Here is a 1,488-nt window from a genome sequence, read left to right as displayed (position 1 = left end):
GGTCGGCGCCCGCGAGCGGGGCGATGATCGCCGCCGACAGTGCCGCGGTCGCCGACATCGGCCCGACCACCAGGTGCCGCGAACTGCCTGCCAGCGCGTAGAGCACCAGCGACGGCACCGCCGCGTACAGGCCGACCACCGGCGGCACCCCGGCGATCGACGCGTAGGCCAGCGCTTCGGGCACGAGCACCGCCCACACCGTGAGACCGGCGATCACATCCGGCCGCAGCCACGCCCGCCGATAGCCGTGCAGTGACTCGAACACCGGTATCGACACCGCTACAGCCCGCCGATGCCCTTGCCGACGACCACAGCGCCCATGATCAACAGCACGATCGCCATCACCGCATGGTTGTTGAGCTGCAACCACTCCCGCAGGCTGTCGAGCATCGGACCGAGCTTGTCGGCCGCGAGCATGTATCCCACGACCACGGCCAGCACGGTGACCGAGGCGAGCAAGGTGAACACCACGATCGCGACCAGGTCGCCCCCCGCGCTCAGACCGCCTGCCCCGATCGCGACACCCGCCGACACACACAGCAGCAGATTCTTCGGATTGACGCCCGACAGCAGCGCTCCCAGCCCCAGCGCCTTCACCGGCGTGAGCGTGTCGATCGCCTTCATCCAGCCGGGCACCTCGGTCTGCGACCGTTCCTGCCACTGGATCACCGCCAGGACCACCAGCGCGACGCCGAGAATGATCTTCACGATCGAGGCGCCGGTCGACGGTTCGCTGTCCGTGCCGCCCAGTGTCCCGGCGAGCATGGTCATCACGCCGGTCACGACGAGGATGCCGGCCACCCACCCCACCGCGAAGCCCTTCGCGGCACCGCCCGCGTTCTTCGACAGGATCATCAGAATGGCGGCGATGATCGGGATCGGCGAGACCGCCACACCCACCGCCAGTGGCAGGAGACCGCCGATTACTGAGCCCATGCCACGACGCTAAGCGGGCCGATCCCGGCACGCCTCACACTTTCCGGGTGAACTGCGCGCTCGCTGTTTCATCCGAATCGGGTGAAGCGGCCCAGCACTCGCCGGGGGCACGATCTGCCCATGGGATCACCAGCAACACTCGGACCGGTCGAATTCCTTGTGCTCACCTTTCCCGGCACCGAGATCGACGAATCCGTGTCCGCGGCACTGGCCGAGATCGTCGCGAAAGGCACGGTCACGCTGCTCGATCTGATCGTGCTGTCCATGGACGACGCCGGCGCCATCACCGAACGCGAGATCGACGACGACATCTCCGCGGTGGGTCTGACGGGTCTGACGGCGGCCGACATCGACCTCGTCAGCGACGACGACCTCGACGTAGTCCGGGCGTCGATGGAACCGGGAACGACCGCCGTCGTCATCGTTTTCGAGGAAACGTGGGCGCTGCGCCTGGCAGGCGCGGTGCGCGCGGCCGACGGTGAGGTCGCGCTGCACGTGCAAGTACCGCGCGATGCCGTCGACGCCGCGCTCGCCCTCGCCTAGGAAGGAATC

At 68.1% G+C, this 1,488-nt stretch carries 3 protein-coding genes; 1 reads left to right on the top strand and 2 read right to left on the bottom strand.

Annotated features, from left to right (window positions below):
* Together ACFWF3_RS35695 and ACFWF3_RS35690 are read right to left on the bottom strand one after the other, a co-directional pair.
* The coding region (locus ACFWF3_RS35695; RefSeq protein ID WP_379318555.1) for a SulP family inorganic anion transporter at positions 1-265 on the bottom strand (265 nt) is incomplete at its 3' end.
* A gap of 14 nt (positions 266-279) precedes the next feature.
* Entirely contained in the window at positions 280-936 is a 657-nt protein-coding gene (locus ACFWF3_RS35690) for a GAP family protein (RefSeq protein ID WP_378994656.1), read from the bottom strand.
* A gap of 120 nt (positions 937-1,056) precedes the next feature.
* Here ACFWF3_RS35690 and ACFWF3_RS35685 point away from each other — a divergent pair, with 120 nt between their 5' ends.
* Positions 1,057-1,479, top strand: coding sequence for a DUF6325 family protein (locus tag ACFWF3_RS35685; RefSeq protein ID WP_378994659.1), 423 nt, complete (start codon positions 1,057-1,059; stop codon positions 1,477-1,479).
* Positions 1,480-1,488: the final 9 nt, after the last annotated feature.

Source organism: Nocardia sp. NPDC060220 (genome assembly GCF_042727815.1).
In the GTDB taxonomy this organism is placed as follows: Bacteria; Actinomycetota; Actinomycetes; order Mycobacteriales; family Mycobacteriaceae; genus Nocardia.
The sequence above is the reverse complement of the archived record's forward strand: the minus strand, read 5'-3'. Positions and strand labels throughout refer to the sequence as shown.